Origin of the sequence: Pseudomonas delhiensis, from assembly GCF_900187975.1 — a bacterium.
GTDB lineage: Bacteria > Pseudomonadota > Gammaproteobacteria > Pseudomonadales > Pseudomonadaceae > Pseudomonas > Pseudomonas delhiensis.
In genome coordinates this window covers 110,702-136,597 of the sequence record NZ_FZPC01000004.1, presented here as the reverse complement: position 1 = coordinate 136,597, position 25,896 = coordinate 110,702, and the positions used below count along the sequence as shown (strand labels likewise).

Genomic DNA, 25,896 nt, shown 5'->3' with positions numbered 1-25,896 from the left:
GGCACGGCGCAGCCGCATCGGGGATGCCTGCGTTCATACCTGTACGGGAGATTGTTCTTGGTAGTCCGATAGCAGAGGTTTTCCATGAGCTCGTGGCCCGGTTGCTCCTGCATTCTGGTTGTCCCGCCATCCTTGACGGTCAGGAATCACCGCCGCTCCGGGTAGGAGTTGGCGGTCAGCGCGCCTTCCCTTGTGGGGAACGCAACGCTGGAGATAGTTGCTAGCCTAACGATCTATCCCGATGAACTGCACTGACATACGTCAGCTCGTCCGCGGGATGAAAGGGCGTGTCGCATGAACGACACTTCTTGCGACGAGGCGGCAATGCAAGAGGCCACCCGAAGGTGGCCTCTCGCGGACGCTCAGGTAAGCGAAACGCTTACTTGGTCGCCCAGCCGGTCAGCTCGGCCAGGGCCTTGCCGATGTCGGCCAGGGAACGCACGGTCTTCACGCCGGCGTCCTGCAGGGCGGCGAACTTCTCGTCCGCAGTGCCCTTGCCGCCGGAGATGATGGCGCCGGCGTGGCCCATGCGCTTGCCGGGCGGAGCGGTGACGCCAGCGATGTAGGACACCACCGGCTTGGTCACGTTGGCCTTGATGTAGGCAGCGGCTTCTTCTTCAGCCGAACCGCCGATCTCGCCGATCATGACGATGGCTTCGGTCTTCGGGTCTTCCTGGAACAGCTTCAGGATGTCGATGAAGTTGGAGCCCGGGATCGGGTCGCCGCCGATGCCCACGCAGGTGGACTGGCCGAAGCCGGCGTCGGTGGTCTGCTTCACGGCTTCGTAGGTCAGGGTGCCGGAACGCGACACGATGCCCACCTTGCCCGGCAGGTGGATGTGGCCGGGCATGATGCCGATCTTGCACTCGCCGGGGGTGATCACGCCCGGGCAGTTCGGGCCGATCAGGCGTACGCCCAGCTCGTCGCACTTGACCTTGGCTTCCAGCATGTCGATGGTCGGGATGCCTTCGGTGATGCAGACGATCAGCTTGATGCCGCCGAAGGCCGCTTCCAGGATCGAGTCCTTGCAGAACGGAGCCGGAACGTAGATGACCGATGCGTCGGCACCGGTGGCTTCCACGGCTTCCTTGACGGTGTTGAACACCGGCAGGCCCAGGTGGGTGGTGCCGCCCTTGCCGGGGGTCACGCCGCCAACCATCTTGGTGCCGTAGGCGATGGCTTGTTCGGAGTGGAAGGTACCCTGCGAGCCGGTGAAGCCCTGGCAGATGACTTTGGTGTCTTTATTGATCAGGACGCTCATTACTTACCCTCCGCGGCCTTGACGACTTGCTGGGCAGCGTCGGTCAGGCTGGTCGCCGCGATGATGTTCAGACCGCTTTCGGCCAGGACCTTGGCGCCGAGATCGGCGTTGTTGCCTTCCAGACGAACGACAACCGGGATTTTCACGCCGACTTCTTTCACGGCGCCGATGATGCCTTCGGCGATCATGTCGCAGCGGACGATGCCGCCGAAGATGTTCACCAGGACGGCAGCGACGTTGCTGTCGGAGAGGATGATCTTGAACGCTTCGGTCACGCGTTCCTTGGTCGCGCCGCCGCCAACGTCGAGGAAGTTGGCCGGCTTGCCGCCGTGCAGGTTGACGATGTCCATGGTGCCCATGGCCAGGCCGGCGCCGTTGACCATGCAGCCGATGTTGCCTTCCAGCGCGACGTAGTTCAGTTCCCACTTCTGCGCATGGGCTTCACGGGCGTCGTCCTGGGACGGGTCGTGCATGGCGCGCAGCTTGGGCTGACGGTACAGGGCGTTGGAGTCGATGTTGATCTTGGCGTCCAGGCAGTGCAGGTTGCCGTCTTTCTTGATCACCAGCGGGTTCACTTCCAGCAGCGCCAGGTCGTAGTCCTGGAACAGCTTGGCCAGGCCGACGAAGATGTGGGTGAACTGCTTGATCTGGTCACCCTTCAGGCCCAGCTGGAAGGCCAGCTCGCGGCCCTGGAACGGCTGGGCGCCGACCAGCGGGTCGATGGTGGCCTTGAGGATCTTCTCGGGAGTGTCGTGGGCGACCTTCTCGATGTCCACGCCACCTTCGGTGGAGGCCATGAAGACGATACGGCGGCTGGAACGGTCGACGACGGCGCCGAGGTACAGCTCCTTGTCGATGTCGGTGCAGGATTCCACCAGGATCTTGCTGACCGGCTGGCCATTGGCGTCAGTCTGGTAGGTCACCAGACGCTTGCCCAGCCAGTTGGCGGCGAACGCCTTGGCGTCCTCCTTGCTCTTGACCAGCTTCACACCGCCCGCTTTGCCGCGGCCACCGGCGTGCACCTGGGCCTTGACGACCCACTCGGTGCCACCGATTTTCTCACAGGCTTCTGCGGCCTCTTCGGGTGTGTCGACGGCATAGCCCTTGGATACGGGCAGGCCGTACTCAGCGAACAGCTGCTTACCCTGATACTCGTGGAGATTCATGCTTGTCTACCGTTTTTTCGTCTTGGGTATTGCGCATTCGGCGCAGCGCTCGTGGCGCCGCACCACCTGTGACTCCCGCCCTTGCGGGCGGGAGTCCGGCGGGATGGTCGTGGCAGCCCCTCGCGAATGACTGCCGCCCTGCCCCGCCGTGGTCCTACCGCCTCAGCGCTTCTTGCGGTTGGCGATGTGGATGGCGTGGCCATTCACCGCCAGGGCCGCTTCATGCAGCGCCTCGGACAGAGTCGGGTGGGAGAAGACCATCATGCCCAGGTCTTCGGCGCTGGTGCCGAATTCCATGGCGATCGCGCCCTGCTGGACCAGCTCGGCGGCGCTCGGGCCGATCACGTGGACGCCCAGCACGCGGTCGGTCTTGGCATCGGCGATGACCTTGACCAGGCCGGTGGTGTCGTTGGCAGCCATGGCGCGGCCGCTGGCGGCGAACGGGAAGGTGCCGACGTTGACTTCGACGCCTTCGCCCTTGAGCTGCTGCTCGGTCTTGCCGACCCAGGCGATTTCCGGATGGGTGTAGATGACCGACGGGATCAGGTCGTAGTTCATCTGGGCCTTGTGGCCTGCAATGCGCTCGGCGACCATCACGCCCTCTTCCGAGGCCTTGTGCGCCAGCATGGCGCCGCGGACCACGTCACCGATGGCGAACACGCCCGGAACGCTGGTCTTGCAGTGGTCGTCGACGAAGATGAAGCCACGCTCGTCCAGGGTCACGCCGCTGTCGGCGGCCAGCAGGTCGGTGGTCACCGGGCGACGGCCCACGGCCACGATCAGCTTGTCGAAGGTTTCCTTCTGCTCGCCGTTGGCGTCGGTGAAGGTCACGGTGACCTGCTTCTTCTTCACCTCGGTGCCGGTGACGCGGGCGCCCAGGCGGATGTTCAGGCCTTGCTTGGTCAGGACCTTCAGGGCTTCCTTGGCGATCTGCTCGTCGGCGGCCGGGAGGAACTTGTCCAGGGCTTCCAGGACGGTGACTTCGGCACCCAGGCGGGCCCAGACCGAACCCAGCTCCAGGCCGATGACGCCGGCGCCGATCACGCCCAGCTTCTTCGGCACGGCCTGGAATTCCAGGGCGCCGGTGGAGTCGACGATGATGTCGTCGGTCAGCGGGGCCGGCGGGATCTCGACCGGCTTGGAGCCGGAGGCGATGATGATGTTCTCGGCTTCCAGGACCTGCACCTTGCCGTCCAGGCCGGTGATTTCGACCTGCTTGTTGGCCAGCACCTTGCCGTGGCCTTCGAAGGAGGTGACGCCGTTGGCCTTGAACAGGGTGGCGATGCCGCCGGTCAGGTTCTTAACGATGTTGGCCTTGCGCGCGACCATGGCCGGTACGTCGATGGTGACGCCCTTGGCTTCGATACCGTGGACCGCGAAGGCCTCCTTGGCCTCGTGGTACTTGTAGGAGCTGTCCAGCAGCGCCTTGGACGGAATGCAGCCTACGTTCAGGCAGGTACCGCCGAGGGCGACCTTGCCCTCCTTGCCGATGTACTTCTCGATGCAGGCGGTCTTCAGGCCGAGCTGGGCGGCACGGATGGCAGCCACGTAGCCGCCGGGGCCGGCACCAATCACAACCACGTCGAATTTCTGGCTCATATCTCAATCCTTATTCCGGTGAAGCGGACGGCCCCTTGCGGGGCCGTCGTGTAGTACGGGGCCGTCGGGTGAAATGACGAATCAGACGTCCAGCAGCAGACGAGCCGGGTCTTCCAGCAGGTCCTTCATGGCGACCAGGAAGCTCACCGCTTCCTTGCCGTCGATCATGCGGTGGTCGTAGGACAGCGCCAGGTACATCATCGGCAGGATCACCACCTGGCCGTTAACGGCCATCGGGCGTTCCTGGATCTTGTGCATGCCGAGGATGGCGGTCTGCGGCGGGTTGACGATCGGCGTCGACAGCAGAGAACCGAATACGCCACCGTTGGAAATGGTGAAAGTACCACCGGTCATGTCTTCGATGGACAGCTTGCCGTCCTTGGCCTTCTTGCCGAAGGTGGCGATGCCGTTCTCGATCTCGGCCAGGCTCATGAACTCGGCGTTACGCAGTACCGGTACCACCAGGCCGCGGTCGCTGGACACGGCGACACCGATGTCCTGGTAGCCGTGGTAGACGATGTCGTTGCCGTCGATCGAGGCGTTGACGCCGGGGAAGCGCTTCAGGGCTTCGGTGGCGGCCTTGACGAAGAAGGACATGAAGCCCAGGCGCACGCCGTTGTGCTTCTTCTCGAACAGGTCCTTGTACTTGTTGCGCAGGTCCATGATCGGCTTCATGTTGACTTCGTTGAAGGTAGTCAGCATGGCCATGGAGGACTGGGCTTCGACCAGGCGCTCGGCGACCTTGGCGCGCAGGCGGGTCATCGGCACGCGCTTCTCGACGCGATCGCCGGCGGCGAACACCGGGGCCTCGGCGGCCGGAGCGGCCGGCTTGGCGGCGGCCGGAGCGGCAGCCGGGGCGTTCTTCTTGGCCTCGACGGCGGCGACCACGTCTTCCTTGGTCACGCGACCGCCCTTGCCGGTGCCGGCGATGCTGTTCGGGTCGATGCCGTTCTCTTCGGCCAGCTTGCGCGCGGCCGGCGAGAGGATGGCGTCTTCGCCGGCGGCGGCCGGAGCGGCAGCGGCAGCCGGGGCAGCAGCCGGAGCGGCGGCGGCCGGGGCGGCGGCCGCGGCGCCGCCCTCGCTCAGCTTGCCGAGCAGTTCGTTGGAGAGGACGGTGTCGCCTTCGTTCTTGATGATCTCGGCCAGTACGCCGTCGGCCTCGGCCAGCACCTCGATGACCACCTTGTCGGTCTCGATGTCGACGATCAGTTCGTCACGCTTGACGGCTTCACCGACCTTCTTGTGCCAGGTGGCGACGGTGCCGTCGGCGACCGATTCCGGGAAGGTTGGGGCTTTGATTTCGATAGCCATTGTGTGTGTTTCCTTAAATTCGGTATCTACTGCGCGTTGGCGTTAAACGGTGAAGGCGTCTTGCAGCAGTTTTTCCTGCTGCTCGGCGTGCATCGAAGCGTAGCCGCAAGCCGGGGCGGCCGAGCCGTCGCGGCCGGCGTATTCCAGGTTGAGGCCCTTCTTGTGCGCGGCGATGACACGGCGCATGTGGTGCTGCGAGCAGTACCAGGCCCCCTGGTTCATCGGCTCTTCCTGGCACCAGACGACGTGCTTGAGGTTCTTGTACTTGGACAGGACCTCGGCCAGGTCGTCTTCCGGGAACGGGTACAGCTGTTCCAGGCGGATGATCGCGATGTTCTCGCGGCCTTCGGCACGGCGCTTCTCCAGCAGGTCGTAGTAGACCTTGCCGCTGCACAGGACGATGCGGTCGACCTTCTTCGGATCCAGGCTGTCGATCTCGTCGATGACGGTCTGGAACGAGCCGTTGGCCAGGTCTTCCAGGGTCGAGATGGCCAGCTTGTGGCGCAGCAGCGACTTCGGCGTCATGACGATCAGCGGCTTGCGCAGCGGACGGATCACCTGGCGGCGCAGCATGTGGTAGACCTGCGCCGGGGTGGTCGGCACGCAGACCTGGATGTTCTGCTCGGCGCACAGCTGCAGGTAACGCTCCAGACGCGCGGAGGAGTGCTCCGGGCCCTGGCCTTCGTAGCCATGCGGCAGCAGCATGGTCAGGCCGCACAGGCGCTGCCACTTGGTCTCGCCGCTGGTGATGAACTGGTCGATCACCACTTGCGCACCGTTGGCGAAGTCACCGAACTGGGCTTCCCAGATCACCAGCGCGTTCGGCATGGTGGTGGCGTAGCCGTATTCGAACGCCAGAACCGCCTCTTCCGAGAGGTAGGAGTCGTACAGGCTGACGCGCGGCTGGCCGTCGAACAGGTGGGCCAGGGGGATGTAGACCGAGTCGTCCTTCTGGTTGTGCAGCGCCGCGTGGCGGTGCGAGAAGGTGCCGCGGCCGACGTCCTGGCCGGTCATGCGCACCGGGTGGCCTTCGAACAGCAGGGTGGCGTAGGCCAGGTTCTCGGCGAAGCCCCAGTTGATCGGCATGCCGCCGGCGGCCATCTTGGCGCGGTCTTCGTAGATCTTCTGCACCTGGCGCTGCATGACGAAACCGTCCGGGGTCTCCAGCAGCTTGCTGGACAGCTCCTGCAGGGTCTTCAGGTCGAAGCGGGTGTCGTGACGCGCGGTCCAGGCGTGGCCCAGGTACGGACGCCAGTCGACGAAGAGCTCCTTGTTCGGCTCCTTGACCAGGCTCTTCACCACGTGCTGGCCGTTGTCCAGGGCGTCGCGGTATTCGTCGACCTTTTCCTGGGCCTGCTCGGCGGTCTGCACGCCGGCCGCGATCAGCGCGTCGGCATACAGGTCGCGGGTGGTGCGCTGCTTGGCGATCTGCTGGTACATCAGCGGCTGGGTGCCGCTGGGCTCGTCGGCCTCGTTGTGGCCGCGGCGGCGGTAGCAGACCAGGTCGATGACCACGTCACGCTTGAACTGCATGCGGTAGTCGACGGCCAGCTGGGTGACGAACAGCACCGCTTCCGGGTCGTCGCCGTTCACGTGGAAGATCGGCGCCTGGATCATCTTGGCAACGTCGGTCGCGTACTCGGTGGAGCGCGCGTCGTCCTGGCGGCTGGTGGTGAAGCCGACCTGGTTGTTGATCACGATGTGGATGGTGCCGCCGGTCTTGTAGGCACGGGTCTGGGACATCTGGAAGGTTTCCATGACCACGCCCTGCCCCGCGAAGGCGGCGTCGCCGTGGATGGAAATCGGTACCACCTTGTCGCCGTTGCCGTCCTTGCGACGGTCCTGGCGGGCGCGTACCGAGCCCTCGACCACCGGGGAGACGATCTCCAGGTGCGAGGGGTTGAAGGCCAGCGCCAGGTGGACTTCGCCGCCGCTGGTCATGACGTTGGAAGAGAAGCCCTGGTGGTACTTCACGTCGCCCGAGCCCAGCTCGACCAGCTTCTTGCCCTCGAACTCGTCGAAGAGGTCGCGCGGGTTCTTGCCGAGGGTGTTGACCAGGACGTTCAGGCGGCCGCGGTGGGCCATGCCGATGACGATTTCCTTGACGCCGTAGGAGCCGGAGCGCTGGATGATCTCGTCGACCATCGGAATCAGGCTTTCGCCGCCTTCAAGACCGAAACGCTTGGTGCCCGGGTACTTGGTGCCCAGGTACTTCTCCAGGCCCTCGGCCGCCGTCAGGCGTTCGAGCAGGTGGGCGCGGGCATCGGCGGAATACGCCGGACGGCCGCGCACGCTTTCCAGGCGCTGGGCGAACCAGTGGCGCTGCTCGGAATCGACGATGTGCATGAACTCCGCGCCGATGGTGCTGCAGTAGGTCTGCTTCAGCGCATCGAGGATTTCACGCAGGGTGGCCTCTTCCTTGCCGATGTAGAGCTCACCGGTGCGGAAGGTGGTGTCGAGGTCAGCGGCGGTCAGCCCGTAGTGATCCAGCGACAGGTCCGAAGGCGCGGTACGCACCCAGAGACCCAGCGGATCGAGCTTCGCGGCCTGATGTCCACGCAGCCGGTACGCCAGGATCAGGCGCAGGACTTCGACCTGCTTCTTCTCGTGCTCGGTGCTGACGCTGCCGGCGGAAACAGGCGCGGCGCGGCGCTGGTTCTTGGCCAGGAGCACGAAATGATCACGGATGGAGGAATGCGAGACGTCGGGGGCGGGATTGCCGTCGGCAGGGAGCTTCTGGAAGTACGTGCGCCACTCTTCTGGCACAGCGTTCGGGTCGTGCAGGTAGAGCTCGTAGAGCTCTTCGACGTAGGCAGCGTTCCCACCGGATAGATGGGCACTGTTCCACATCCGCTGCATTACGCTTTCGTGCATGCTTGGTCACCCTCGGTAAGGGGACTCCACCTGATGGAACTCTCGGGGGACCCAGCCCTGTGCAGCGACTGGTAGCCACAAAAGGTTCCCGCAGATAGTCCGGGTACCAGCCCGGATGCCCCTGCTGGTCATATATACGTTTTCAGAGTCAGAACCCCGGCTTTGTGGGCTGGGGCCCGTTGCAACCGTACCGCCGGACAATGTTCCGGCGGTACGGGTATTGCTCTTGCCTCATGCGGCAGCGAGTGGGATCAGGTCCCGCTCTGCAGCAGCATGTTGCGAATGTGACCGATGGCCTTGGTCGGGTTCAGGCCTTTCGGGCAGACATTCACGCAGTTCATGATTCCACGGCAACGGAACACGCTGAACGGATCGTCCAGGCTGGCCAGGCGAGCCTGGGTTTCCGTGTCACGGCTGTCGGCCAGGAAACGATAGGCCTGCAGCAGCGCGGCGGGGCCGAGGAACTTGTCCGGGTTCCACCAGAACGACGGGCAGGAGGTCGAGCAGCAGGCGCACAGGATGCACTCGTACAGACCGTCCAGCTTTTCGCGCTCTTCGGGGCTCTGCAGGCGTTCGATCGCCGGCGCGGCATACTTGTTCTGCAGGTACGGCTTAACGCTCTCGTACTGCTTGTAGAAGATGCGCATATCGACGACCAGGTCACGGATCACCGGCAGGCCCGGCAGCGGGCGCAGCACCAGCTTGCCGCCCTTCAGGCCGGCGGCCGACAGCGGAGTGATGCAGGCCAGGCCGTTCTTGCCGTTGATGTTCATGCCGTCGGAGCCGCAGACGCCCTCGCGGCAGGAACGACGGTAGGAGAAGCCCTCGTCCTGTTCCTTGATCAGCGCCAGCACGTCCAGGACCATCACGTCCTTGCCCTGGGTATCGACGTCGAAGTCCTGCATGTACGGTGCAGCGTCCTTCTCCGGGTTGTAGCGGTAAACACTTACTTTCAACATGACGGGCACCCTTAGTAAGTACGAACCTTGGGTTCGAATGCCGGAACGGTCTTCGGCGCGAAGTTGACGGCACGCTTGGCAACGCGCTTCTCACCCGGGAAGTACAGGGTGTGGCACAGCCAGTTCTCGTCGTCGCGCTCCTCGAAGTCTTCGCGGGCATGGGCGCCGCGGGACTCTTTGCGGTTTTCGGCCGCGATGGCGGTGGCTTCGGCCACCTCGAGGAGGTTCTGCAGTTCCAGCGCTTCGATGCGCGCGGTGTTGAAAGCCTGGCTCTTGTCGTTGATCTTGACGTTGGCGATGCGATCGCGCAGGTCAGCCAGTTGGGCGATACCCTTCTGCATGTATTCGCCGGTACGGAATACACCGAAGTAGTTCTGCATGCACTGCTGCAGTTCGCGCTTGAGCGGGGCGACTTCTTCGCCGCTGGTGCGCTCGTTCACGCCGTTCAGGCGCTTGAAGGAGGCTTCCAGGTCGGACTCGGAGGCGCCGCGGTGCTCGATGCCCTCTTTCAGGGCCTTTTCCAGGTGCAGGCCGGTGGCGCGGCCGAAGACCACCAGGTCGAGCAGCGAGTTGCCGCCCAGGCGGTTGGCGCCGTGCACCGATACGCAGGCGACTTCGCCGACCGCGAACAGGCCTTCGACGATCTGGTCGTTGCCGTTGGCGTCCATGGTCAGGGCCTGGCCATGGATGTTGGTGGCGACGCCGCCCATCATGTAGTGGCAGGTCGGGATGACCGGGATGGGCGCGACCACCGGGTCGACGTGGGCGAAGGTCTTGGACAGTTCGCAGATGCCGGGCAGGCGGCTGTGCAGGACTTCCTCGCCGAGGTGGTCGAGCTTCAGCAGCACGTGGTCCTTGTTCGGGCCCACGCCGTTGCCGGCGATCACTTCCTTGACCATGGAGCGTGCGACCACGTCGCGGCCGGCCAGGTCCTTGGCGTTCGGCGCGTAACGCTCCATGAAGCGCTCGCCATGGGCGTTGATCAGGTAGCCGCCTTCACCACGGCAACCTTCGGTGACCAGTACACCGGCGCCGGCGATGCCGGTCGGGTGGAACTGCCACATCTCGATGTCCTGCACCGGTACGCCGGCGCGCAGGGCCATGCCCACGCCGTCGCCGGTGTTGATCAGGGCGTTGGTGGTGGAGGCGTAGATGCGGCCCGCACCGCCGGTGGCCAGGACCACGGCCTTGGAGCGGATATAAATGGTGTCGCCGCTCTCGATGTCGATGGCGATGATGCCGACCACGTGGCCGTCCTGGTTCTTCACCAGGTCGACGGCGTACCACTCGTTGAGGAAGGAGGTGCCGTTCTTCAGGTTGGCCTGGTACAGGGTGTGCAGCAGGGCGTGACCGGTACGGTCGGCCGCGGCGCAGGTACGGGCGGCCTGGCCACCCTTGCCGAAGTCCTTGGACTGGCCACCGAACGGACGCTGGTAGATGCGGCCCTGCTCGGTACGGGAGAACGGCAGGCCCATGTGTTCCAGCTCGAACACGGCTTCCGGGCCGACGGAGCACATGTATTCGATGGCGTCCTGGTCACCGATGTAGTCGGAGCCCTTGACGGTGTCGTACATGTGCCAGCGCCAGTCGTCGTTCGGGTCGGCCGAGGCGATGGCGCAGGTGATGCCGCCCTGGGCGGAAACGGTGTGCGAGCGGGTCGGGAAGACCTTGGTCACCACGGCGGTCTTGTGGCCGCCCTGGGCCAGTTGCAGCGCGGCACGCATGCCGGCGCCGCCGCCACCAACGATGATGGCGTCGAAGGAGAGAGTGCGAATGCTTGCCATGGATCAGTTACCCCAGAGAATCTGCACACCCCAGACGAAGAATGCGAACATGGCCATGCCGCATACCGCCTGGACGAGGAAACGCACGATGGTCGCGGGCTTGCCCAGCGCCATCTGAGTCAGGTAGTCGGTGGTGATGGTCCACATGCCGACCCAGGCGTGCACGCTCAGGGCAACCAGCGTGAGAAGACTGAAGATCTTCATCAGGCTGTGGGAGAACAGACCATGCCACTCCTCGTAGGAAATGTTCGGGTGTGCGATCAGGTAACCCAGCAGGAAAAGCACATAAGCCGCGAGAACGACCGCAGAAACGCGTTGGGCCATCCAGTCGTAGAGGCCGGAACGCGAGAAGTTAGTGACGTTAGTTACCATACCCAGACCCCCGCCAGAACGATCAGCACCACGGCAATGGCGATGACGATTTTCGAACCACGCTTGCCACCTTCCAGCGTCTCGCCGATACCTGCGTCCATGACGAGGTGACGAATGCCGGCTACCAGGTGGTACAGCAGCGCGGAGAGCAGGCCCCAGATCACAAGCTTGGCCAACGGATGGGCCAGACACGCCTTCACCTGCTCGAAGCTGTCTTCCGATGCCAGGGACTTGTCGAGCGCGAACAGCAGCACGGCAATGCCCACGAACAGGATGACGCCAGAGATGCGGTGGAGAATGGACGTGTAAGCAGTGACAGGGAGTTTGATGGTCCTTAGGTCTAGGTTTACAGGTCGTTTGCTATTCACGGCTTTTTTCACACTGAGAGCCCTTCGAACTGCAGGGCTAGTTGTCGGGAGGTGCACTTGTCAGGTACCCATCACCTTCGGGAGTGACAACCGCCTGTGGAGCGAGGCCTGGAGGGCCCCAGCGGCTGGTCGCCGAGTATAGACAGTTAGGCTCCTAATGACAACGGAATCGCCTTCGCCTAAGGACTTATTGCCGCACCCCGGGAAAAGGCGTAAATAGGCGATTTTTTTCGCCAAAACAGGCAGTTGGAGGGGCTGTCGGGCACCACTTCTTGCAAATTGACAATCGGATTTATCTCTCTATAGTGGTGCGGGCCCTGCGTGGGGGGTCGTACAGATGATTTCAAGCATTAATAGGAGGCCTAATCATGGCTGACAAGAAAGCGCAGTTGATCATCGAGGGCGCAGCCCCCGTCGAACTGCCCGTCCTCTCCGGCACGCTGGGCCCCGATGTAGTGGATGTGCGGGGTCTGACCTCCACGGGCCACTTCACGTTCGATCCTGGCTTCATGTCCACCGCCTCCTGCGAGTCGAAGATCACCTATATCGACGGCGACAAGGGCGTACTGCTGCACCGCGGCTATCCGATCGAGCAACTGGCCGAGAAATCCGACTACCTGGAGACCTGCTACCTGCTGCTCAAGGGCGAACTGCCCACCGCCGAGCAGAAGGAACAGTTCGTCGGCACCATCAAGAACCACACCATGGTTCACGAGCAGCTGAAGACCTTCTTCAACGGCTTCCGCCGCGATGCCCACCCGATGGCCATCATGTGCGGCGTGATCGGCGCCCTCTCCGCCTTCTACCACGACTCCCTGGACATCAATAACCCCAAGCATCGCGAGATTTCCGCGCACCGCCTGGTCGCCAAGATGCCGACCATCGCCGCCATGGTGTACAAGTACTCCATGGGTCAGCCGATGATGTATCCGCGCAACGACCTGAGCTACGCAGAAAACTTCCTGCACATGATGTTCAACACCCCCTGCGAGACCAAGCCGATCAGCCCCGTGCTGGCCAAGGCCATGGACCGCATCTTCATCCTGCACGCCGACCACGAGCAGAACGCCTCGACCTCGACCGTGCGCCTGGCCGGCTCCTCCGGCGCCAACCCGTTCGCCTGCATCGCCTCCGGCATCGCCGCCCTCTGGGGCCCGGCCCACGGTGGTGCGAACGAAGCGGTACTGCGCATGCTGGACGAGATCGGCGACGTTTCGAACATCGAGAAGTTCGTGGCCAAGGCCAAGGACAAGAACGATCCGTTCAAGCTGATGGGCTTCGGCCACCGCGTGTACAAGAACTTCGACCCGCGCGCCAAGGTCATGAAACAGACCTGCGACGAGGTGCTCAGCGAGCTGGGCATCAACGACCCGCAGCTGGAGCTGGCCATGAAGCTGGAAGAGATCGCCCGCCACGACCCCTACTTCGTGGAGCGCAACCTCTACCCGAACGTGGACTTCTACTCGGGCATCATCCTCAAGGCCATCGGCATCCCGACCAGCATGTTCACCGTGATCTTCGCCCTGGCACGTACCGTGGGCTGGATCTCGCACTGGCAGGAAATGCTCTCCGGCCCGTACAAGATCGGCCGCCCGCGCCAGCTGTACACCGGCCACACCCAGCGCGACTTCGTCGAGCTCGGCGCTCGCAAGTAAGTCCCGCCGGGATGGGAAAAGGCTGCTTCGGCGGCCTTTTTCTTTTATGGCGCCGAGCCATGCACCCCGTAGGGCGCATAACGCCTACGGCGTTATCCGCCGTTTTCACCGGGCTCCGGTGCACCGGTCAACGGCGGATAACCGCGAACGGTTATGCGCCCTACGGTTGGGCACGTCCGCGATTGAACCCACCGGCTGCGCCGGACTATCCAACTCCGCCATGAAAAAGGCCGCCCAGCGGCGGCCTCTTCGACGCGAACGCCCAGCCTCAGCGCTTCTCGGCAGCCGCGCGCAGCCCCTTCAGGGTGTTCATCGGCGCATCCACCACGAAGCTGTTGGCCAGCCAGGACGGGATGCTGCCGCCCGGCTCGGTCTGCACCTGGTAGGTCACCTCGGTGACGCCCGTGCCCTTGGGCACCAGCTTCCATTCGCCGACCAGCTTGGGCACGCGGATCTCGCCCTTCTCTTCGGGGATGTAGGTCGGCTCGGCCTGCAGGTGGCGGATGAGGCCGCCGTCGGCGGTCTTCTCGGTGGTCACGTGGATCACCACGTCGCGGCCGGTCACCGGCCAGGGCATGTCGATCTTCGAGTAGGTCCAGGAGTTGTCGCCCTCGCTCTTGAGCAGGCGCATCTCGGCGCAGGCGTGGATCCACTTGCAGGAGCCCTTCACGTCTTCCTGCAGGGCGTTGATGCTGGCCACGTCGGCCTTGATGTCGACCACGCCGCGGTAGGCCTTGTACTTCGAGCCCGGGACGCTGCTCAGGTAGACCTTGACGCCGTCCTCGTCCTTGGCCAGTTGCCAGTCCTCGGCCATGGCGGCGCCGCAGGCGCCCAGCAGGGCGGCGCTCAACAGGGTCATACGCAGGATGCCACGCATCGTCTTCTTCCTCTGGTTATTGTTGGTCTGGCCGGGCCGGCCAAGCGCCGGGCCCGTGCAAATCCGCGATCCTGAGCGGTTCGGCAGTCAGGATGGGCGCCAGTATGGCCCCTGAAAACGTGACTTCCAAGTCACTCAGGCGGCGGTGATCCGTTCCCATTCGGCGAGGATGCGCAGGGCTTCCCCGTTGCTGCTGCCGCAGACCTCGGCATCGGCGTCGAAGGCCGCGCACACCGCCGGGCGCTCGGGCCGGCCGAACAGGCGGCAGAGGTTGCGCTCGTCCAGCTGCACGCAGCGCACGCCCGCGGGCTTGCCGCCGGGCATGCCGGGGATGGGCGAGGAGATCGACGGCGCCACGCAGCAGGCGCCACAGCCGGCACGGCATTGCATCGTTGTGGGCTCTCGGAAGGGTGCGACAGGGATGGCGCACCGCAGGGCCGGTGCGCGGCGCGGAGGATAAGCCCAGCGGCGCCCGCCGCCAAGGGCCTTGCATCGCCTGCTGCCCCTTGGCGGCGCGGGCGCGGCGATTTAGGCTGGCGCCCTCCCCGCCTCCGAGAGCACCCCATGCCGGTCTGGGCCCAAACCGCCACCCTCCTGGCGTTCTCCAACCTGTTCATGACCTTCGCCTGGTACGGCCACCTGAAGACGCTGAACACCAAGCCGTGGATCATCGCCGCCCTGGTCAGCTGGGGCATCGCGCTGTTCGAGTACCTGCTGCAGGTGCCGGCCAACCGCATCGGCTATACCGCGCTGTCGGTGGGCCAGCTGAAGATCATGCAGGAGGTCATCGCCCTGGCGGTGTTCGTGCCCTTCAGCGTGTTCTTCATGCAGCAGCCGCTGAAGCTGGACTACCTCTGGGCCGGCCTGTGCCTGCTGGGCGCGGTCTACTTCATCTTCCGCAGCTGATTCAGGCGCGCGGCTTCAGCCGGCTGATCAGGCTCGAGGTGTCCCAGCGCCCGCCACCGGCGGCCTGCACCTCGGCGTAGAACTGGTCGACCAGCGCCGTCACCGGCAACTGCGCGCCATTGTGCCGCGCCTCGTCGAGCACGATGGCGAAGTCCTTGCGCATCCAGTCCACGGCGAAGCCGAAGTCGAAGCGACCTTCCAGCATGCTCTTGTGGCGGTTCTCCATCTGCCAGGACTGCGCCGCGCCCTTGCTGATGACCTCGATGGCGGCCTCGCCGTCCAGGCCGGCGCAGCGGGCGAAATGCAGGGCCTCGGACAGCCCCTGGAGCAGGCCGCCGATGCAGATCTGGTTGACCATCTTGGTCAGTTGCCCGGCGCCGCTGTGACCCATCAGCCGGACCCTCCGCGCATAGGCGGCGATCACCGGCTCGGCGCGCCGGTAGAAGGCCTCCTCGCCGCCCACCATCACCGTCAGCACGCCGTTCTCGGCGCCGGCCTGGCCGCCGGACACCGGCGCGTCGAGGAAGCCCAGCTCGCGCTCGGCGGCCTGCAGCGCCAGCTCCCGGGCCACCGCCGCCGAGGCCGTGGTGTGGTCGACGAACACGCTGCCCGGCTGCATCCCGGCGAGGGCGCCGTCGGGCCCCAGCACCACGCTGCGCAGGTCGTCGTCGTTGCCCACGCAGCACATCACGAATTCCGCCTGCGCCGCGGCCTCGCGCGGCGTCGGCGCGGAACCGCCGCCATGCTCGGCGACCCACTGCGCGGCGCGCGCCGGCGTGCGGTTGTAGACGCAGACCTCATGCCCCTTGGCCTGCAGATGCCCGGCCATGGGGTAGCCCATGACACCCAGGCCGATGAACGCGACTTTCGCCATGGCTCCAGCTCCCTGTTGTCGATCGGGCTAGCCTAGCAGCGGTTTGCCGAGCCCCGAAAGGCCTTCCATACTGCATGCCAGGCGCCGCCCCTGCGGCCCACCGTCCCACTCGCGCGAGCAGGCCCTATGCCCCACTGGCTGGTGATCGACCTGGAAGCCACCACCGAGGAAGGTGGCTGGCCGGTCGAGGAAATGGAGATCATCGAGATAGGCGCGACCCTGGTGGCCGCCGCAGATGGCCGCGAGCTGGACCACTTCCAGCGCTTCGTGCGGCCGCAGCGCCGTCCGCTGCTGACCAGCTTCTGCCGCGAACTCACGCACATCAGCCAGGCCGACGTCGACGGCGCCGCGCCGCTGGCCGAGGTCTGGCCGCAGTTCGAACGCTGGCTGGCGCAGCACAGCCCGCGCCTGGCCGGCTGGGCCAGCTGGGGCGACTACGACCGCCACCAGCTGGAACTGGAATGGCGCAACCAGCGCATCGCCAGCCACCTCAGCCAGGTGCCGCACCTGAACCTCAAGCAGCGCTTCGCCCAGGCCCGCCAGCTCAAGCGCCCGGTGGGCCTGAACACCGCGCTGCAACTGGCCGGCCTGCACTTCCAGGGCCAGCAGCACCGCGCCCTGGAAGACGCCCGCAACACCGCCCGGCTGCTGCCCCTGGCGCTGTGAAGGCCGCGTAGTGACGCTGCCCACCGCCTTGGGCATACTGGCGCTCCTTTTTTCGCCCTCCCCTACCCCCTGTTGCAGGAGCAGCCCCCATGTTCAAGGTCAACGAGTACTTCGACGGCACCGTCAAATCCATCGCCTTCGGCATGAGCGAAGGCCCGGCCACCATCGGCGTCATGGCCCCCGGCGAGTACGAATTCGGCACCAGCCAGCTGGAGATCATGCACGTGGTCGCCGGCGCCCTGACCGTCAAGCTGCCGGGCAGCGACGAGTGGGAGACCTTCGCCGCGGGCAGCCAGTTCACCGTGCCGGGCAACAGCAAGTTCCAGCTGAAGGTCGCGGTGGATACCGCTTACCTGTGCGAATATCGCTGAGTTCGGGCGATGTTTTGAAGAAACCGGCCCCTGGGGCCGGTTTTTTATTGGTGGAATGCAATGTAGGAGCGAGCTTGCTCGCGAATGGTGTTCTACCGGTGACTGCTGTGTTTGGCTTAGGCACGTCCCCTCTCCCCAGCCCTCTCCCTGAAGGGAGAGGGGGCTTGTCCGTGCCGAGAGAAGGCCAGGTTTCAGCCGGCAACTTTCGGGGCTGCCGGCTAACTCCAGAGCACCAGCGTCTGCCCAACGGTCCCCTCTCCCTTCAGGGAGAGGGAGCGGGGTACGCCCGAGTGCAGGAGTAACCGGGAAGCGCTATTCGCGAGCAAGCTCGCGCCTACATCCCCCTCTCCCACTCAAGCCATGCAACCGCTGCTGCGTCGCGCTGGGCGTCTCGCCGAACAGCTTGCGGTAGTCGCCGGCGAAGCGCCCCAGGTGGGCGAAGCCCCAGCCCAGGGCGATCTCGGAGATGCTGCGGGAAGCGCCGCTGGCGAGGATGTCCTGGCGCACCCCGTGCAGGCGGTAGTGCTTCAGGTAGGTCATGGGGGCGCTGCCGAAGTACTTGCGGAAGCCCTCGAACAGCTTGAAGCGCGACACCCCGGCGGCCGCTTCCAGGTCGTCCAGGCCCAGGGCCTCGCGGGCATGGGCGTGGATGTGCTCGCGGGCGCGCAGCAGGTAGTGCGGCACCTTCTCGGCCAGGCACTGGCGCAGCGCCTCGCTGTAGTTGTTCGGCTGGGCGAGAATCAGCCCCTTGAGCAGCGCGCGCTCCAGGTCGCGACTGAAGAAGGCCTGGCCGAACAGCTCGCTCAGTTCCATCTCCTCGTTCAGGTGGCGGACCATGCGCCACCAGGCCGCCGCCGCGCCGTCCCGGGCGTCCATCTCCGGCTCGAACACCAGGGGCCGCTCGGCCGGGCGCTGGAGCATCTCCTCCAGGGTGCGGCGCATGGCCAGCAGCGGGATCACCACCTGCAGCTTGCGGCAGTCGCCGGTGATGTTCAGCTCCTGGCTCTGGTTGGGCGAGACGATCACCCCGCGCTGCGGGTTCGACTGCAGGTAGCGCCCGGCCACGCTCAGCTCCTGCTCGCCGACCAGCGGCAGGCTCAGGCTGTAGCTGTTGAAGCGCTCGGCCTCGACGATGCCGATGGTCACCTCGGTGCCGTACTCGATGCAGCCCAGGGTGGTGGACATGCCCTTGAGCACGCTGCCGCTGTGCTGGAAGCGCACCGCCTCGGGCCGCCCGGCGTGCAGGCGGTGGGGCCCGCAGATGCTCGACATCCAGTTGCGGGCGGCGGCGAGGTCGAGACGGTCGGCGTGGATGTCACGGAAGCGAGCGGGGTTCTTCGGGTTCATCGCTGGGCACTCACGGCTTGTTCGGGGCGGCTCTGGCGGCGCTTGCGCCCAGTGTGCAGCAAGACGCGTACCTGCGGGCCACGGATTGTCGGCAAAGCCTCAGTATACGGATAGTGTTCGCCCACTTTCCGGACCATCACCCTCCTTCCGGCACCCCGCCCGCGCCACCCGCCGACGCTCGGCGCACCGCGGCTGGGCAGCATCTACCCAACCCGTGCGCCGCGGTGTTACCAGGCCGCCAATTTTGCGGATCGCCTTCCCTCACTGGGCGGATAGACCGCCAGGGCGCGCCGGCCGTGAAATGGGGCCACCGATCCGCCCGATGGGACAACAACAATGAACGCACCAAGCAAGAGCCTTGCACAGTGGCAGGACTACATCCGTGGCTGCCTGGACTTCCGCCCCGCCGAAGGGGTGTACCGCATCGCCCGGGACATGTTCACCGAGCCGGAACTGTTCGACCTGGAGATGGAGCTGATCTTCGAGAAGCAGTGGATCTACGCCTGCCACGAAAGCGAGATCGCCAACCCCAACGACTTCGTCACGATGCGCGCCGGGCGCCAGCCGATGATCATCACCCGCGACGCCGGCGGCCAGCTGAACGCCCTGATCAACGCCTGCCAGCACCGCGGCGCCACCCTCACCCGGGTGTGCAAGGGCAACCAGTCCACCTTCACCTGCCCCTTCCACGCCTGGTGCTACAAGAGCGACGGCCGCCTGGTGAAGGTCAAGGCCCCCGGCGAGTACCCGGCGGACTTCGACAAGGCCAGCCGCGGCCTGAAGAAGGCCCGCATCGAAAGCTACAAGGGCTTCGTCTTCATCAGCCTCGACGTCAATGCCACCGACACCCTGGAAGATTTCCTCGGCGACGCGAAGGTCTTCTTCGACATGATGGTGGCGCAATCCCCCACCGGCGAGCTGGAAGTGCTGCCGGGCCGCTCCGCCTACACCTTCGAGGGCAACTGGAAGCTGCAGAACGAGAACGGCCTGGACGGCTACCACGTCAGCACCGTGCACTACAACTACGTGGCCACCGTGCAGCACCGCCAGCAGGTCAACGCCGCGAACGGCAGCGCCAGCGGCACCCTGGACTACAGCAAGCTCGGCGCCGGCGACGCGCAGACCGACGACGGCTGGTTCAGCTTCCGCAACGGCCACAGCGTACTGTTCAGCGACATGCCCAACCCCAGCGTGCGCCCCGGCTACGCCAGCGTGATGCCGCGCCTGGTCGCCGAACACGGCCAGGCCAAAGCCGAGTGGATGATGCACCGCCTGCGCAACCTGAACATCTACCCCAGCCTGTTCTTCATGGACCAGATCAGCTCGCAGCTGCGCATCGTCCGCCCCATCGCCTGGAACAGGACCGAAGTCATCAGCCAGTGCATCGGCGTCAAGGGCGAGTCGGACCAGGACCGCGAGAACCGCATCCGCCAGTTCGAGGACTTCTTCAACGTCTCCGGCATGGGCACGCCGGACGACCTGGTGGAATTCCGCGAGCAGCAGCGCGGCTTCCAGGGCCGCCTGGAACGCTGGAGCGACATCTCCCGCGGCCAGGGCAAATGGGTCGAGGGGGCCACGCCGAACAGCGAAACCCTGGGCATCGCGCCCGTGCTCACCGGCACCGAGCTCACCCACGAAGGCCTCTACGTCAACCAGCACCAGCACTGGCAGCGCTTCCTGCTCGACGGCCTGGAACGCAAGGCCCTGCAGCCGAAGGAGGTGCAGGCATGAACGCGCAACTGCAATACCGGGTGGAACAGTTCCTCTACCGCAACGCCGAGCTGTGCGACGCCCAGGACTGGGACGGCTACCTGGCGATGTTCAGCGAAGACAGCGAGTTCCACGTCCCGCAGTGGGATTCCGAGCACGTCTACACCACCGACCCCAGGCGCGGCATGTCGCTGATCTACTACGCCAGCCGCGCCGGCCTGGAGGACCGGGTGTTCCGCATCCGCACCGGCAAGGCCGCCTCCACCATCCCCATGCCGCGCACCCTGCACGGCATCGACAACGTGCGCATCCGCGAACTGGACGGCGGCGAGCTGGAAGTGCGCGCCAACTGGCACACCCTGTTCTACCGCCTGGAAAGCCCCGGGCAATTCTTCGGCCACGCCACCTACCACCTGCGCCCGGCCGGCGAGAGCTGGCTGATCGCCCGCAAGCACGTGCTGCTGCTCAACGACCGCATCGACTCGGTGCTCGACTTCTACCACCTGTGAGGATGGCCCGATGAACCACAAGGTCGCCTTCAGCTTCGCCGACGGCAAGACGCTGTTCTTCCCCGTGCAGGGCAACGAGATCCTCCTCGACGCCGCGCTGCGCAACGGCATCAAGATTCCCCTGGACTGCCGCGAGGGCGTCTGCGGCACCTGCATGGGCCGCTGCGAGTCCGGCCGTTACGAAATGGACTACGCCGACGAGGAAACCCTCTCCCCCGAGGACCTGGCCCAGCGCAAGATCCTCAGCTGCCAGACCCGCGTGCAGTCCGACGCCGCGTTCTACTTCGACTTCGACTCCAGCCTGTGCAGCGCCGCGGGCCCGGCCAGCCATCGCGGCGTGGTCAGCGGCGTCGAGCAGGTCTCGGCGAGCACCGCCATCCTGCGCCTGCAGGTGGAGGGCCCGGCGCCGGACTACCTGCCCGGCCAGTACGCCCGCCTGCAGGTGCCGGGCACCGACGCGGTGCGCTCCTACTCCTTCGCCAACCGGCCGGGCGCCGGCAATCAACTGCAGTTCCTCATCCGCCTGCTGCCCGACGGCGCCATGAGCAACTACATCCGCGAGCGCTGCCAGGTGGGCGACGTCATTCCCTTCGAGGCGCCGCTGGGCACCTTCTACCTGCGCCACGTCGAACGCCCGCTGCTGCTGGTGGCCGGCGGCACCGGCCTGTCGGCCTTCCTCGGCATGCTCGACGAACTGGCCGAGGCCGGCGGCTGCGGCCAGCCGGTGCACTTGTACTACGGCGTGCGCCAGGCGGCGGACCTCTGCGAGCTGGAGCGCATCGCCGCCTACGCCGAACGCATCCCCGGCTTCGCCTTCACCCCGGTGATCAGCGACGACGACGGCTGGGACGGCAGGCGCGGCTACGTCACCGGGCACTTCGACGCCGCGGCCCTGCGCGATGCGCCCTTCGACATGTACCTGTGCGGCCCGCCGCCGATGGTCGAGTCGGTGAAGGACTGGCTGCAGGCGCAGGGGCTGGAGAACGGCCGGCTGTACCTGGAGAAGTTCACCCAGAGCAACAGCTGAGTTCCGGTAGCAACGAAAAGGCCCGCTCGCGGGCCTTTTTCATGCGGGGCACCGCGCGGGGCGGTTTATCGCGGACGGAGTCCTCCTACGGCGGCTCCGAGGTTCGGCGTATACGCCCTCGACGTAGGGCGCATAACGCCTACGGCGTTATCCGCCGCTTGGCCCTGGCCCCAGGCGGCTTCGGGGTTGGCCTTGGCGTGGGTTTTGGCCTGGGTGTATCGGCGTATAACCGCGAACGGTTATACGCCCTACGCCCGACGTAGGGCGCATAACGCCTACGGCGTTATCCGCCGCTTGGCCCTGGCCCCAGGCGGCTTCGGGGTTGGCCTTGGCGTGGGTTTTGGCCTGGGTGTATCGGCGTATAACCGCGAACGGTTATACGCCCTACGTCATGGTCGAGCCCGGCGTTCCTGTCGATCGGACCCGGCATCAGGCCATCTGCGCCGCGCGGGAGCGCGTCAGCGTCATGGCGAACAGCGCCAGGCTGGCCAGCAGCACCGGCACTGCGATCCACAGGAAGAACAACTGCAGCCCACCCGCAGCGGCGAACAGCCAGGCGCCCAGCGAGGAGCCGATGATGGAGCCGGCGCGCCCGGCGCTCAGGGCCCAGGCCACGCCGGTGGCGCGGGCGTGGGTCGGGTAGAAGGTGGCGGCGAGGATGCTCAGGTTGTTCAGCGCGCCGGTCAGGGTGAAGCCGACCACGAAGACCATCAGCAGCAGCGCCGTGGCGTGGCCCAGCTGGGTGCCGGTCAGCGCCAGGGCGACGGCCGCGGCCAGGCACAGCGGCGGCAGAACCCGGTTCGCGCCGACGCGGTCCATCAGCATGGCCATGGCGATGCCGCCCACCACCCCGCCGAACGGCAGCATGGCGGCGATGCGCGCGGTCTGGCCGAGGGCGTAGCCGCTGTCGCGGAGGATGGTCGGCAGCCAACTGGTCAGCAGGTAGAAGACGAACAGGCAGCAGAAGAACGTCAGCCACAGCATCAGGGTGCGCAAGGCGCGGCCGTCGGTGAACAGCGAGGACACCGGCGAACGCGCCTGGCCACGGGGCTCGTCGCCGAGCAGCTCGACGGCCACCCAGTCGCGGCTGCCACCGATACGCTCGAGAATGGCCCGCAGGCGCTCGACCAGCGCCGGCTTGCCGGCCATGAAGCAGATCGACTCCGGCAGCGCCAGCCAGAGCGCCGGCAGCAACACCAGCGGCGCCAGCCCGCCGCACAGCAGCAGCCCCTTCCAGCCCACCAGCGGCAACAGCATGGCCGCCACCCAGCCGCCCAGGGCCAGGCCGAGGGTGAAGCCGGAATAGCTGAGGGTCACCAGCAGCATGCGCCGCCGCGCCGGGGAGTATTCCGAGCTGAGGGTGATGGCGTTGGGCAGCACGCCGCCCAGGCCGATGCCGGTGAAGAAGCGCAGCACGGTGAGCACCTCGATGTTCGGCGCAAAGGCACAGGCCAGGGTGCCCAGGGCCACGATCAGCAGGCTCAGCAGCAGCACCAGCTTGCGCCCGCGGCGGTCGGCCACCGGGCCGAAGCCGACGCTGCCCACCAGCATGCCGAACAACCCGGCGGCGAAGGCCGGGGCCAGCTGGGCGCGCTCGATGCCCCAGTCACGCACCAGTTCGGGGGCGATGTAGCCGATGGCGGCGGTGTCGAAACCATCGAGCACCACTACCAGGAAGCACAGCAGCAACACGCGGATCTGCAGGGCGGACAGCGGACTGTTGTCGATCACGTCGCTGACGCGCAGGGTTTGTCTGTTCATGGGGTTCTTCTCGTTGCTAGGGGTGGGCCGGCTCAGAAGAGCTTCCAGGTGTAGCTGAGGATCAGGCGGTTCTCGTCGATGTCGGTGAGGTAGTTGGAACGGGCCATGGCGTTGCGCAGGCGGATGTTCAGCCCGGCCAGCGGGCCGCTCTGCAGCGTGTAGGCCAGATCCAGGTCGCGCTCGCGGTCACGGCCCTCGAAGCCCCTGCCGGTATCGACGTTGCTGCCGCGCAGGTAGCGCAGCGTGGTGCTCAGGCCGGGGATGCCGAGGGCGGCGAAGTCGTAGTCGTGGCGCACCTGCCAGGAACGCTCGTCGGCCGAGGCGAACATGAAGGTGGGCACCTCGTTGCCCAGCGGCGCCACGTTGGGGAACACCCGCGGGAAGCCGTCGTCGCCGAACATGCCCTGGTAGCCGACGTAGAAGGTGTGCCCGCCGCGCCTGGCCGAGAGCAGCGCGTAGAAGGCGCGGTTGTCCAGGTCGCCGAGCAGGCGCTTGCCATCCTCCTTGGCGTCGTAGAAGCCGAGGTTGCCGCCCAGCACCCAGTCGCCGGCGGGCTGGCTGTGCCTGAGGCCGAGGAAACCCTGGCGGTAGATGTCTTCCAGCTGGCCGTACCAGAGGCTGGCGCGGGTGCGCTTGGCGTTGAAGTCGTAGTCGCCGCCGGCGAAGTTGAAGGCGTCGCTTTCCACCTGGCGGTAGGGCGTCGCGCCGACCATCGCCTGCAGGTCGCTGGTGCCGGCCTCGTTGCGCACGCTGTAGGACTCCAGCCGGCCCGCCTGCAGGGCCAGGCCGGGAATCTCGGCGGAAGCCAGCATGGCGCCCTGGTAGGTGGGCGGCAGCAGGCGGTTGTCGCTGGCCGGCAGCACCGGCAGGTTGGGCTGCAGTTCGCCGAGCTTGAGTTCGCTGCGCGAGACCTTCGCCTTCAGCGCCACGCCCAGGCGGCTGTAGTCGTCCGGCGCGCGACCGTCGCCGTCCACCGGCAGCAGCCCGCTGTTGGTCCGCTCCGGGCTGCTGTCCAGCTTCAGGCCGAGCAGGCCGATGGCGTCCAGGCCAAGGCCCACGGGCCCCGGCGTGTAGCCGGAACGGAAGTCGAGGATGAAGCCCTGGGCCCACTCCTCCGTCTTCGATTGCGGGTTGGCGCCGACGATGTCCGAGTAGTCGCGGCTGAAGTAGTAGTTGCGCGCCTGCAAGGTGGCGCTGGCGCCCTCGGCCAGGCCCTCGCCGGCTTCTACCTGCGGTAGCGTCGCCAGGGAGCCCGAAGCCAACGCGGCCCAGGACAGGTTGCGTGGATTGCTCATGTTCTTTGCACTCTTGTAGTTGTTGTAGGCAAATACTTCCCCCAGGCCGCCCGCAGGCGGCCTACGAAGGAAGGTCGTCATCGCCGCGGACCGGGCGGCCGGTCCACGCCATTAGCGACCAGTCGAGTGAACGGGGCTATCCGCTTAGTCGACGGCCTGCATCCGCTGATTGCGAATGTGCAACAGCACCGTTACGCCGGTGATCTCGCCTCCGGGGGGTCGGCGCCCTGCTCCGCGCTGGCGATCCCCAGGCACTCGCGGAACAGCCGTGCCGCCGGCCCCAGCTCACGTTCGCCGGGGTGGAAGCAGCCGATGTCGCCGAAGCGCAACGGCATGCCCAGCTCGAAGGCCCGCACGCCGCCGGGTTGCGCCAGTTGCCGGGCAGTCTCCAGGGGCAGCAGGCCGACGGTCCGCTGGTCCTGCATCAGCGCGACGTTGGTCAGTACCGACAGCGACTCGATGACGTTGCCCGGCAGCGCCAGGCCGGCCCGGGTGAACAGCCGGTCAACCGTCTGCCGCAGCAGCGAGCCGGGCGGCGGCAGCACCCAGGGGCAATCGTGCAGGTCGGCCAGGCCCAGCCCCGCCCTGCCATGCAGCGGGTGCTCCTGGCCGCCGACGATGCACAGGCGCTCCTCGTAGAGCACGTCCACGCCCAGTGAGCGAGCCTCGCCGCGCACTGGCCAGTCGTCCGGCACTCGGCCCACCACCAGGTCGACCTCGCCACCGATCAACGCCGGGAACAATTGGTCGAACTGGCCGACGCGCACCGACACCAGCACCTTCGGCGCGCGCGCCTTGAGCAGGCGCAAGGCATGCGGCAGCAAGGACGTGGAGGCGGAAATCAGGGTGCCCACCACCACGTGCCCGGAGGTACCTTCGCGGAAGGCCTCCACCTCGTCGCCCAGTGCGCGCAGCTCGGCGAGCATCGAGCGCGCCCGGCGCAATACCAATTCGCCGAGCTCGGTGACGCTGACGCCACGGTTGCCGCGCTCCAGCAGCGGCGCGTCGAAGTACGACTCCAGTTCGTGGATGACCTTGGTCACCGCCGGCTGGGTCATGTTCAGCACCTGGGCGGCCCGCAGCAGCGAGCCGCTCTGCGCTACCTGGTCGAACACCACCAGCTGGTAGAACTTCAGTTTGCGCGCGACGGATACGACGCTGGATTTCATCTGGCACCTCGCTCTGGCTGGCCATTGCGCCAACA

General features: G+C 66.1%; 23 protein-coding genes. 7 read left to right on the top strand and 16 right to left on the bottom strand.

Going from position 1 to position 25,896, the window contains the following annotated elements; all coding sequences use genetic code 11:
- Positions 1-379 precede the first annotated feature (379 nt).
- The 9 genes from sucD to sdhC form a co-directional block, all read right to left on the bottom strand.
- Positions 380-1,261: a succinate--CoA ligase subunit alpha gene (sucD, locus tag CHC02_RS04955; RefSeq protein WP_074982640.1), complete on the bottom strand. Its 882-nt coding sequence runs from the start codon at positions 1,259-1,261 to the stop codon at positions 380-382.
- Entirely contained in the window at positions 1,261-2,427 is a 1,167-nt protein-coding gene (sucC, locus tag CHC02_RS04950; protein ID WP_074982642.1) for an ADP-forming succinate--CoA ligase subunit beta, read from the bottom strand. Before sucC ends, sucD begins: the two co-directional genes overlap by 1 nt.
- Positions 2,428-2,589: 162 nt before the next feature.
- Positions 2,590-4,026: a dihydrolipoyl dehydrogenase gene (lpdA, locus tag CHC02_RS04945; RefSeq protein WP_043266726.1), complete on the bottom strand. Its 1,437-nt coding sequence runs from the start codon at positions 4,024-4,026 to the stop codon at positions 2,590-2,592.
- An 81-nt stretch (positions 4,027-4,107) separates the two neighbouring features.
- Positions 4,108-5,337, bottom strand: coding sequence for a 2-oxoglutarate dehydrogenase complex dihydrolipoyllysine-residue succinyltransferase (odhB, locus tag CHC02_RS04940; protein WP_089390393.1), 1,230 nt, complete (start codon positions 5,335-5,337; stop codon positions 4,108-4,110).
- A 42-nt stretch (positions 5,338-5,379) separates the two neighbouring features.
- Positions 5,380-8,211, bottom strand: a complete 2,832-nt coding sequence (locus CHC02_RS04935) for a 2-oxoglutarate dehydrogenase E1 component (protein WP_089390392.1) — start codon at positions 8,209-8,211, stop codon at positions 5,380-5,382.
- A 251-nt stretch (positions 8,212-8,462) separates the two neighbouring features.
- Positions 8,463-9,170, bottom strand: a complete 708-nt coding sequence (locus tag CHC02_RS04930) for a succinate dehydrogenase iron-sulfur subunit (protein ID WP_089390391.1) — start codon at positions 9,168-9,170, stop codon at positions 8,463-8,465.
- Between the two features lie 11 nt (positions 9,171-9,181).
- Complete coding sequence (gene sdhA / locus CHC02_RS04925) at positions 9,182-10,954, bottom strand: succinate dehydrogenase flavoprotein subunit (RefSeq protein WP_089390390.1); 1,773 nt, start codon at positions 10,952-10,954, stop codon at positions 9,182-9,184.
- Positions 10,955-10,957: 3 nt separating this feature from the next.
- Entirely contained in the window at positions 10,958-11,326 is a 369-nt protein-coding gene (sdhD, locus tag CHC02_RS04920; RefSeq protein WP_089390389.1) for a succinate dehydrogenase, hydrophobic membrane anchor protein, read from the bottom strand.
- Positions 11,320-11,706: a succinate dehydrogenase, cytochrome b556 subunit gene (gene sdhC / locus CHC02_RS04915; RefSeq protein WP_167364784.1), complete on the bottom strand. Its 387-nt coding sequence runs from the start codon at positions 11,704-11,706 to the stop codon at positions 11,320-11,322. The genes sdhD and sdhC overlap by 7 nt, the downstream gene beginning before the upstream one ends.
- A 356-nt stretch (positions 11,707-12,062) precedes the next feature.
- On the opposite strand from sdhC, the gene gltA reads away from it, so the two are divergent.
- Complete coding sequence (gltA, locus tag CHC02_RS04910) at positions 12,063-13,349, top strand: citrate synthase (RefSeq protein WP_009619373.1); 1,287 nt, start codon at positions 12,063-12,065, stop codon at positions 13,347-13,349.
- Between the two features lie 268 nt (positions 13,350-13,617).
- Here gltA and CHC02_RS04905 read toward each other — a convergent pair whose 3' ends face one another.
- Together CHC02_RS04905 and CHC02_RS04900 are read right to left on the bottom strand one after the other, a co-directional pair.
- Positions 13,618-14,226 carry an START domain-containing protein gene (locus CHC02_RS04905; protein WP_089390388.1) on the bottom strand — a complete coding sequence of 203 codons (609 nt, stop codon included), beginning with the start codon at positions 14,224-14,226 and terminating at the stop codon, positions 13,618-13,620.
- A 135-nt stretch (positions 14,227-14,361) separates the two neighbouring features.
- Entirely contained in the window at positions 14,362-14,616 is a 255-nt protein-coding gene (locus CHC02_RS04900; protein WP_089390387.1) for a YkgJ family cysteine cluster protein, read from the bottom strand.
- 174 nt (positions 14,617-14,790) lie between these two features.
- On the opposite strand from CHC02_RS04900, the gene CHC02_RS04895 reads away from it, so the two are divergent.
- A complete protein-coding gene (locus CHC02_RS04895; protein WP_089390386.1) occupies positions 14,791-15,132 on the top strand; it encodes a DMT family protein in 342 nt (113 codons plus the stop codon).
- Between the two features lies 1 nt (position 15,133).
- Here CHC02_RS04895 and CHC02_RS04890 read toward each other — a convergent pair whose 3' ends face one another.
- Positions 15,134-16,006 (bottom strand): NAD(P)-dependent oxidoreductase, encoded by an 873-nt coding sequence (locus tag CHC02_RS04890; RefSeq protein ID WP_089390385.1) that lies wholly within the window; start codon positions 16,004-16,006, stop codon positions 15,134-15,136.
- Positions 16,007-16,132: 126 nt separating this feature from the next.
- Here CHC02_RS04890 and CHC02_RS04885 point away from each other — a divergent pair, with 126 nt between their 5' ends.
- Together CHC02_RS04885 and ppnP are read left to right on the top strand one after the other, a co-directional pair.
- The gene (locus CHC02_RS04885; RefSeq protein WP_089390384.1) at positions 16,133-16,672 is read left to right on the top strand and encodes a 3'-5' exonuclease; all 540 of its coding nucleotides are present in this window, start codon (positions 16,133-16,135) and stop codon (positions 16,670-16,672) included.
- A gap of 89 nt (positions 16,673-16,761) precedes the next feature.
- Positions 16,762-17,043, top strand: coding sequence for a pyrimidine/purine nucleoside phosphorylase (gene ppnP, locus CHC02_RS04880; protein ID WP_089390383.1), 282 nt, complete (start codon positions 16,762-16,764; stop codon positions 17,041-17,043).
- 312 nt (positions 17,044-17,355) lie between these two features.
- Here ppnP and CHC02_RS04875 read toward each other — a convergent pair whose 3' ends face one another.
- Positions 17,356-18,390, bottom strand: coding sequence for an AraC family transcriptional regulator (locus CHC02_RS04875; protein WP_089390382.1), 1,035 nt, complete (start codon positions 18,388-18,390; stop codon positions 17,356-17,358).
- A gap of 336 nt (positions 18,391-18,726) precedes the next feature.
- Between CHC02_RS04875 and antA the strand changes: the two genes are divergently transcribed.
- From antA to antC, 3 genes are read left to right on the top strand one after another with little or no spacing between them, the layout of a single operon-like run.
- The gene (gene antA, locus CHC02_RS04870; RefSeq protein ID WP_089390381.1) at positions 18,727-20,121 is read left to right on the top strand and encodes an anthranilate 1,2-dioxygenase large subunit; all 1,395 of its coding nucleotides are present in this window, start codon (positions 18,727-18,729) and stop codon (positions 20,119-20,121) included.
- Positions 20,118-20,609: an anthranilate 1,2-dioxygenase small subunit gene (gene antB, locus CHC02_RS04865; RefSeq protein ID WP_089390380.1), complete on the top strand. Its 492-nt coding sequence runs from the start codon at positions 20,118-20,120 to the stop codon at positions 20,607-20,609. The genes antA and antB overlap by 4 nt, the downstream gene beginning before the upstream one ends.
- A 10-nt stretch (positions 20,610-20,619) precedes the next feature.
- Positions 20,620-21,636: an anthranilate 1,2-dioxygenase electron transfer component AntC gene (antC, locus tag CHC02_RS04860; protein ID WP_089390379.1), complete on the top strand. Its 1,017-nt coding sequence runs from the start codon at positions 20,620-20,622 to the stop codon at positions 21,634-21,636.
- Positions 21,637-22,065: 429 nt separating this feature from the next.
- Here the strand turns inward: antC and CHC02_RS04855 are convergent, their stop codons facing one another.
- The 3 genes from CHC02_RS04855 to CHC02_RS04845 form a co-directional block, all read right to left on the bottom strand.
- Entirely contained in the window at positions 22,066-23,397 is a 1,332-nt protein-coding gene (locus CHC02_RS04855; protein WP_089390378.1) for an MFS transporter, read from the bottom strand.
- 32 nt (positions 23,398-23,429) lie between these two features.
- A complete protein-coding gene (locus CHC02_RS04850) occupies positions 23,430-24,692 on the bottom strand; it encodes an OprD family porin (protein WP_089390377.1) in 1,263 nt (420 codons plus the stop codon).
- 191 nt (positions 24,693-24,883) lie between these two features.
- On the bottom strand, positions 24,884-25,861 hold the full coding sequence (locus tag CHC02_RS04845) for a LysR substrate-binding domain-containing protein (protein WP_089390376.1): 978 nt from the start codon (positions 25,859-25,861) through the stop codon (positions 24,884-24,886).
- Between the last annotated feature and the right edge of the window lie 35 nt (positions 25,862-25,896).

Bases quoted from the DNA above. Each gene is read 5' to 3' on its own strand.
- CHC02_RS04930 (WP_089390391.1), bottom strand. From the start codon at position 9,170: ATGTTGAAAGTAAGTGTTTACCGCTACAACCCGGAGAAGGACGCTGCA.
- CHC02_RS04845 (WP_089390376.1), bottom strand. From the start codon at position 25,861: ATGAAATCCAGCGTCGTATCCGTCGCGCGCAAACTGAAGTTCTACCAG.
- sucC (WP_074982642.1), bottom strand. From the start codon at position 2,427: ATGAATCTCCACGAGTATCAGGGTAAGCAGCTGTTCGCTGAGTACGGC.
- antA (WP_089390381.1), top strand. From the start codon at position 18,727: ATGAACGCACCAAGCAAGAGCCTTGCACAGTGGCAGGACTACATCCGT.
- CHC02_RS04895 (WP_089390386.1), top strand. From the start codon at position 14,791: ATGCCGGTCTGGGCCCAAACCGCCACCCTCCTGGCGTTCTCCAACCTG.
- CHC02_RS04935 (WP_089390392.1), bottom strand. From the start codon at position 8,211: ATGCACGAAAGCGTAATGCAGCGGATGTGGAACAGTGCCCATCTATCC.
- CHC02_RS04875 (WP_089390382.1), bottom strand. From the start codon at position 18,390: ATGAACCCGAAGAACCCCGCTCGCTTCCGTGACATCCACGCCGACCGT.
- CHC02_RS04900 (WP_089390387.1), bottom strand. From the start codon at position 14,616: ATGCAATGCCGTGCCGGCTGTGGCGCCTGCTGCGTGGCGCCGTCGATC.
- CHC02_RS04905 (WP_089390388.1), bottom strand. From the start codon at position 14,226: ATGCGTGGCATCCTGCGTATGACCCTGTTGAGCGCCGCCCTGCTGGGC.
- CHC02_RS04855 (WP_089390378.1), bottom strand. From the start codon at position 23,397: ATGAACAGACAAACCCTGCGCGTCAGCGACGTGATCGACAACAGTCCG.
- antB (WP_089390380.1), top strand. From the start codon at position 20,118: ATGAACGCGCAACTGCAATACCGGGTGGAACAGTTCCTCTACCGCAAC.
- sucD (WP_074982640.1), bottom strand. From the start codon at position 1,261: ATGAGCGTCCTGATCAATAAAGACACCAAAGTCATCTGCCAGGGCTTC.
- ppnP (WP_089390383.1), top strand. From the start codon at position 16,762: ATGTTCAAGGTCAACGAGTACTTCGACGGCACCGTCAAATCCATCGCC.
- sdhD (WP_089390389.1), bottom strand. From the start codon at position 11,326: ATGGTAACTAACGTCACTAACTTCTCGCGTTCCGGCCTCTACGACTGG.
- antC (WP_089390379.1), top strand. From the start codon at position 20,620: ATGAACCACAAGGTCGCCTTCAGCTTCGCCGACGGCAAGACGCTGTTC.
- CHC02_RS04850 (WP_089390377.1), bottom strand. From the start codon at position 24,692: ATGAGCAATCCACGCAACCTGTCCTGGGCCGCGTTGGCTTCGGGCTCC.
- CHC02_RS04885 (WP_089390384.1), top strand. From the start codon at position 16,133: ATGCCCCACTGGCTGGTGATCGACCTGGAAGCCACCACCGAGGAAGGT.
- odhB (WP_089390393.1), bottom strand. From the start codon at position 5,337: ATGGCTATCGAAATCAAAGCCCCAACCTTCCCGGAATCGGTCGCCGAC.
- CHC02_RS04890 (WP_089390385.1), bottom strand. From the start codon at position 16,006: ATGGCGAAAGTCGCGTTCATCGGCCTGGGTGTCATGGGCTACCCCATG.
- gltA (WP_009619373.1), top strand. From the start codon at position 12,063: ATGGCTGACAAGAAAGCGCAGTTGATCATCGAGGGCGCAGCCCCCGTC.
- lpdA (WP_043266726.1), bottom strand. From the start codon at position 4,026: ATGAGCCAGAAATTCGACGTGGTTGTGATTGGTGCCGGCCCCGGCGGC.
- sdhA (WP_089390390.1), bottom strand. From the start codon at position 10,954: ATGGCAAGCATTCGCACTCTCTCCTTCGACGCCATCATCGTTGGTGGC.